Source organism: Nostoc sp. CALU 546 (genome assembly GCF_048836525.1).
On record NZ_JAWJTF010000129.1, the window covers coordinates 1 to 5,604 of the forward strand.

General features: G+C 43.8%; 4 protein-coding genes. 2 read left to right on the forward strand and 2 right to left on the reverse strand.

Annotated elements, in window-relative coordinates; translation table 11 throughout:
* Nucleotides 1–613 precede the first annotated feature (613 nt).
* Nucleotides 614–1,654 carry a hemolysin family protein gene (locus RRG12_RS37495; protein WP_069074328.1) on the forward strand — a complete coding sequence of 347 codons (1,041 nt, stop codon included), beginning with the start codon at nt 614–616 and terminating at the stop codon, nt 1,652–1,654.
* Between the two features lie 200 nt (nt 1,655–1,854).
* Here RRG12_RS37495 and RRG12_RS37500 read toward each other — a convergent pair whose 3' ends face one another.
* Entirely contained in the window at nt 1,855–4,125 is a 2,271-nt protein-coding gene (locus RRG12_RS37500; RefSeq protein WP_420762699.1) for a RelA/SpoT family protein, read from the reverse strand.
* A 295-nt stretch (nt 4,126–4,420) separates the two neighbouring features.
* Between RRG12_RS37500 and patD the strand changes: the two genes are divergently transcribed.
* On the forward strand, nt 4,421–4,774 hold the full coding sequence (patD, locus tag RRG12_RS37505; protein WP_069074330.1) for a heterocyst frequency control protein PatD: 354 nt from the start codon (nt 4,421–4,423) through the stop codon (nt 4,772–4,774).
* Nucleotides 4,775–4,983: 209 nt separating this feature from the next.
* Here the strand turns inward: patD and RRG12_RS37510 are convergent, their stop codons facing one another.
* On the reverse strand, nt 4,984–5,568 hold the full coding sequence (locus RRG12_RS37510) for a TetR/AcrR family transcriptional regulator (RefSeq protein WP_420762708.1): 585 nt from the start codon (nt 5,566–5,568) through the stop codon (nt 4,984–4,986).
* Nucleotides 5,569–5,604: the final 36 nt, after the last annotated feature.

The window sequence follows — 5,604 nt, forward strand, 5'->3', positions numbered from 1 at the left end:
AAGGGTACAGAGTCAACACCCTAGGCTCTGCCTCTAGTCAGATATTGAGTCAGAGACTCAAGAATGCATTCCCAGGCGGAGCCTGGGAACGAGGAAATGCTTATCAAGCTAGGTTTTTAGGACTTGTGTGTACACCGTAGGCTTCGGGAAGAGAGAAAAATTTCATTGAAAGCGACGGGAAACTCCATCCCGCAAGTGGCGTGGAGTTTTTCATTCCTCTCTCCTAAAAGGAGCTACGGTGTACACACAAGTCTGAAATAGCTGATTAACCAAGGTTTTACCCCACCCTAACCCTCCCGATGCATTGGGGAGGGAACAAGATTTTCCGGTTTCTCCCTTCCCGCGTCGGGAAGGGGGTTAGGTTTTTGTGGACTTTTTCACATAACCTGAATTGTCAGAGCTTTGTCAGGGTAGGTTCTCCAGGTTTAATAACCAATCAAGCAGACATAATAAATAAAGTACCTACAAGCTGAAAATCTAGTGCTATGGGAGCAAAGCCTTCCCGGACAATGAGCTTAAAATAGGAAAACGCTAAACTCAGAAAATAACAAGATAGCAACTCCTTTAGCTATCATTTAAGCTCAACTTTCGCTTCCCATATTTGGGAAACTTTATGCTACAGCTTGTAATCATTGTGTTTGTTGTTCTTTTAGGTTCAGCCCTTTGTTCTAGTGTAGAAACGGCCCTGTTCTCTGTTTCAACCCTAAGAGTCAGACAATTAGCACAATCAAATAACCGTTCATTAGTAACACTTTTAGCGATTCGTGAAAACATGAATCGACCGATTGCGGCTATTGTAATCCTCAACAATACTTTCAATATTATTGGCAGTATTCTCACAGGTAATATTGCTACTCAAGTATTAGGAGATAGATGGCTTGGTGTATTTTCAGGAGTATTGACATTTCTGATTATCATCTTTGGTGAAATCATTCCCAAGACAATTGGAGAACGTTATTCTGAGCAAATCGCTATACTTGCGGCTATACCTGTGGCTGGACTTGCTATTGCTTTCACACCCTTAGTTTGGATTCTAGAAAATGTTACTGCACCTTTTTCTAAAGGGCAAAAACGACCAACTACAAATGAGGCTGAAATAAAGCTGTTGGCGAAGATTGGTCATCAAGAGGGAATTATCGAAAGTGAGGAAGCAGAAATGATTCAGCGGGTGTTTAGATTAAATGATGTGACTGCATCTGATTTAATGACACCCCGAATCATGCTGACATATATCTACGGAGATATGACTCTTGCGGAAGCAAAAACCAACATTATTGCGTCCCAACACACCCGGATTATTGTAATAGATGGATCTCTTGATGAAGTCATTGGATTTGCTTTAAAACAGAATTTACTGACAGCAATGGTTGAAGGAAGTAACGATCAAAAAATTGTTAGTCTGACTCGAAAAGTCAACTTTGTTCCTGAGATAATTCGGGCAGATAAATTGTTGAAAAATTTTATAGAAGCTCGTGAACATCTTGCAGTAGTGGTAGACGAATATGGAAGCATCGCTGGTGTCATCACTTTGGAAGATGTGCTTGAGGTGATCACTGGTGAGATTGTAGATGAAACTGATAGAACTGTTGATTTACAAGAAATTGCCCGCAAGAAGCGAGAAAAAATGTTGCAGTCTATGAATATTAATAATTAACCTTCTCTGCGGTTCGACTCCTAAAAACGATCGCTCAATCATGAGCCTAATACCAATTCAATTAATGATTGCAACACATTCTTGGGTAGAGACGCGATTCATCGCGTCTCTACAAGATGGTTTATTTGTCGCATTCTTTTTTCAGATTGGTATGAACTGGTGCGTTACACTGCGTTAACGCACCTTAGTAATTGGCAAACTTACTCGTCAATTTGACCAACGCGGCGGATATTCAAAATGTCGCTCATTTTCTTAATTTGGACGAACACTTGCTCTAGTTGAGAGCGATCGCGTATATCTATTCCTAAGTCGATCAATGCAGGTTGACCAGCAGAGGTTTTCACCTGAGCATGGCGAACGTTAATCCCTTGGTCACTCAAGCGTGACAAAATATCCTTTAGCACCCCTACGCGGTCAAGGGCTTCAATTTGAACATCCACTGGGTATGTGTGCGGACGACCACTATTTTCGGCACCTGGGTTCCACCTAACTGGTACTAAGCGCTCATACTCCACAGTCTCCAAATTATGGCAGCCTTGGCGATGGATTGAAATCCCCCGACCTCGCGTCACCACACCAATAATTGGTTCGCCAGGAATCGGGGTACAACACCCAGCTAAATAATATACCAAACCTTCCACCCCAAAAATTGGCGAATCTGTGGAACGTGAGGTAGTTGGAGGTGCATCTCGCAAAGCTTTTGATGTCGCTGGTTCTTTGGGGATAAATGGCGACACAGTGGAAGCTGGTTGTTGTCCCTTTGCTACTTCTCGCCAACGATTTAGCACTAGGTTCAAGGTAATTTCACCGTAACCCAAACCAGCGAGTAAATCATCTACGCTGTGGTAGTTACACTTTTCGGCGACAATCTGCATCGCATCTGACTTCAGCAAACTATCAAAACCAGTTTTACCAAGTTCCTTTTCTAACAACTCCCGTCCACGGGCGACATTTTCTTCCCGGCGCGATCGCTTGTACCATTGTTTTATCCTATATTTCGCCGCCGAAGTTCTGGCAAAGTTTAACCAATCCAAACTCGGATGGCAGTTCTTTTGGGTTAAAACCTCGACAATATCGCCATTTTGCAGCCGCGTTGACAGTGGCACCATTCGCCCATTCACCCGCGCCCCTGAACAGTGGTTCCCCACTTCCGTATGAATGCGATAAGCAAAATCTACAGTGGTAGCACCAGGACTTAAAGGAACAACATCCCCCTTAGGGGTGAAGACATAGACATCATCTTCAAATAGATTATCTTTGACGCTATCAAGATATTCTTGGGCATCCTTGAGATCAGTTTGCCATTCCAGCAGTTGCCGTAGCCAAGTAAACTTGTCATCTGTCGCTGTCAAATGGCTAATACTAGAACCTCCGGTTTCTTTATACTTCCAATGGGCGGCAATCCCATACTCGGCGATATGATGCATTTCGATTGTCCGAATTTGCACCTCTAAAGGACGGCCAGTTAGTCCAATCACCCCAGTATGTAACGACTGGTAGCGGTTAGGCTTTGGTAGTCCAATGTAGTCTTTAAATCTCCCAGGAATTGGGCGAAAAGCATCATGAACCACCGCCAACGCCCGATAGCATTCCTCATTAGTTTGAACAATAATTCGCAGCGCTGCCAAATCGTAAATTTCATGAAATTCTTTTTGCTGGCGGTGCATTTTTTGGTAAATGCTATAAAGGTGCTTGGGACGACCGCTGATATCCTGAAATTTGATTCCGGCTTGCTGCAAACGCTCTTGCAACATGTTCGTAGCTCTAGCCAATTTCTCTTCTCGCGCCGTCCGTTTTTCGGAAACATGCTCTTGCATTTCGCGGAAAGCTTCTGGTTCCAAATATTTAAAAGCCAAATCTTCCAGTTCCCATTTAATTCGCCAAATCCCCAAGCGATTGGCTAAGGGCGCGAATATATCTCGCGTTTCCTGGGCACTGCGGCGGCGGCTGGCCTCTGACATATATTGTAAAGTTCGCATATTATGCAAACGATCTGCCAATTTCACCACAATTACCCGAATATCTTGCGCCATTGCCAAAAACATCCGCCGGAAGTTTTCGGCTTGGCTTTCGGTTTTGCTGGTGAAATTGATTTTAGAAAGCTTGGTGACACCTTCGACCAATTGCCGCACTTCTGGGCCAAAGCGTTCTTCTATTTCTTGACTTGTAACTTCTGTATCTTCAACGACATCATGGAGAAATCCAGCTGCTATCATAGCAGCACTACCTCCCAAGTCACGCAGCAAGTCGGCTACAGCAACGGGATGGGCAATGTATGGTTCTCCAGATTTGCGGTATTGACCTTGATGCAGTTGGTAAGCAAATTCAAATGCGCGACCAATCAAGACTGTATCACTATGCCTTCGGTCATCTTCCCCTACACCGCTAGTTGTGGATGACTCCTTCAAACATTTTTTTAACCATTCCGGAATGGCGAGATCAACTGATGAATTTATAGCTAGACTGCTCATACAATTGGGTTTGGATAGGATCGGTAGATAACTGAATGATAAATAAAACTGGCAGCATCGCTCTAAGAAGATGCTGTCGCCCAGAGAAGGGTAGAAAAAACAGTGTAAGGATGATTCTCCAATTGCAGACGGTAGTCATCCACTGCGGGTTTCAAGGATCATAAACTTGAAAATCCATTGATGGCAAACAAAGCCTCAAACCATGATTTGAGGCTTTTAGTGCTGATAAGTACTTAAGAAAGTTTATTGTAGAAGAAAAATTACTTGACATTAATACTATCTTAACTAGCACTGGATGTCTTTAAACCGTGAGAAATATCTGGCACTCGTAACCTTGCTAGAGCAATTACGCTCCGATGCCACAACTACCCAAATAGTTGCGCCTGAACTGCGACAGCGTATAGCCTCGTTGCAGCAATTTTTCGGGCAAGAGATTGTGCCTTTGGCTGATGAAAACTGGCGAGTGCAGTCTTATCAAACGGAGATGAGCAAGCAATTGCGCTTGTTGGAAATAGATGTAATGTTTTTCCAAGGAGCGCGGCAAGCATCTACTGCACAAACGAGACTTCAGACGATTTGCGATCGCTTGACAACCCTCATTCAATACTGTGATGCCATTCTGCAACCAGAAGCGGAAGGAGAAAAATAACAATTGTTCACCTTTTTCTCTAATTTCTCCATCATCTCATTTATGACCTATAGTGAAAAGTTATTTTGCTAACAAGTTGGAATTGGGCATGGGGAATGGGGAATGGGGAATGGGGAATGGGGAATGGGGAATGGGGAAAGGTTAAATTTATCCCTTTACCCTTTAACCTTTTTCCCTGTCCCTCACCTCCCCTACTCCCTACTCCCTACTCACTCCCTACTCCCTACTCCCTTTATCAAAAGATTCATGGTGCGGCGCATGTATGCTTCTACTGGCTCGGTTGTGGGTTTGAAGATCAGTGCATAATATAGTGACCCGCTTACAAGGTCGATAATCAGTTCTACGTCTGCATCCTTGTGAATTTCGCCTCTAGACTTGGCACGCTCAAGTATTTTAGAAAAGGCTTCACGTCGGAGTTTTGTATATTTTGTCCAGTAAACCTCTGCAAACTGAGGATTGCTAGATGCTGTACTAATTATCAGCGCAAGTGTCTGACGACCAAGGGGACTATCTATTTTTTTGGCGGCATTATTAATCAGGATATCCATGTCTCCCCAAAAGCTATCAGTATCGGGGATCACTAAATCATCTCTCAAACTTTCGATCGCGTCTGCAACTAATTCTTCTTTGGAAGTGTAACGCCGATAGATGGTCGTTTTACCAACTCCAGCACGGGAAGCGATCGCTTCTATACTCATGCTTTCATATCCTACCTCTGCAAGCAAATCTAGGGTCGCTTGGAGAATGGCTTGGTCGGCGTGGATGCTACGTGGGCGTCCAGAAGAAATTGACATAGGGATTGGGGATTGGGGATTGGGGATTGGGGATTG

Coding starts and splice junctions, on each gene's coding strand:
- RRG12_RS37500 (WP_420762699.1), bottom strand. CDS start 4,125: ATGAGCAGTCTAGCTATAAATTCATCAGTTGATCTCGCCATTCCGGAA.
- RRG12_RS37495 (WP_069074328.1), top strand. CDS start 614: ATGCTACAGCTTGTAATCATTGTGTTTGTTGTTCTTTTAGGTTCAGCC.
- patD (WP_069074330.1), top strand. CDS start 4,421: ATGTCTTTAAACCGTGAGAAATATCTGGCACTCGTAACCTTGCTAGAG.
- RRG12_RS37510 (WP_420762708.1), bottom strand. CDS start 5,568: ATGTCAATTTCTTCTGGACGCCCACGTAGCATCCACGCCGACCAAGCC.